This window comes from Collinsella sp. LCP19S3_D3, from assembly GCF_052121455.1.
Taxonomy (GTDB): domain Bacteria; phylum Actinomycetota; class Coriobacteriia; order Coriobacteriales; family Coriobacteriaceae; genus Collinsella.
This window is the reverse complement of sequence record NZ_JBQKEF010000064.1, coordinates 1-582: the sequence shown is the minus strand read 5'-3', so window position 1 is coordinate 582 and position 582 is coordinate 1. Positions and strand designations below refer to the sequence as shown.

At 73.0% G+C, this 582-nt stretch carries 1 pseudogene; it reads right to left on the bottom strand.

Annotated features, from left to right (window positions below):
• Positions 1 to 459: pseudogene (locus tag ACTQXM_RS09055) on the bottom strand (IS21 family transposase); the annotation flags it as partial.
• Positions 460 to 582 lie beyond the last annotated feature (123 nt).

The window sequence follows — 582 nt, the reverse complement described above, 5'->3', positions numbered from 1 at the left end:
CCCGCCGGCCCCGCCGCCGCCTCCCGCGATGCGCCTCGCCAGCACGTCGACCGTGGCGTCGTCGGGGACGCGGCCGCCCTCGACGACCCTGAGCGCCGCCTCGCATGCCGCCTCGAAGCCCGAGGACTCGCTCGCCCGGCCGATCGACCTGAGCGTGCGCCTCCTGCCGGCGGAGTCCATCCGGTCGATCCCCTCGACGAGCCCCGGCGGCATGTCGCGCCTGATCGTCGACTCCCCGAAGGCCCTCGGCCTGGCGATGATGGCGGGCACGAGCGAGAGGGGGTTCCGGACCGCGGGGCCCTCCCCGAAGGCCCTGGGGAGGACGGCGACCCGGCGGCCGCGGTCGGCGAGGATCTCCACCGTCGTCGCGCGCATGCCGACGAGCAGGCTCCGCCCGTGCCAGGCGGGCCCGGCGACGTACTCGCGCCCGTCGGCCTCGACGTAGCCGCGCTTGTCGGCGCGGGCGGCGACCTGTTAGCGTCAATCTATTTTTCACCAGTTTCGCTAAACAGGCGCGCCGTTCGCGCAAAGGCGGTTTCACCGGTTGCGCTAACGTATTTTCACCGATTCCGGTCACGGCTC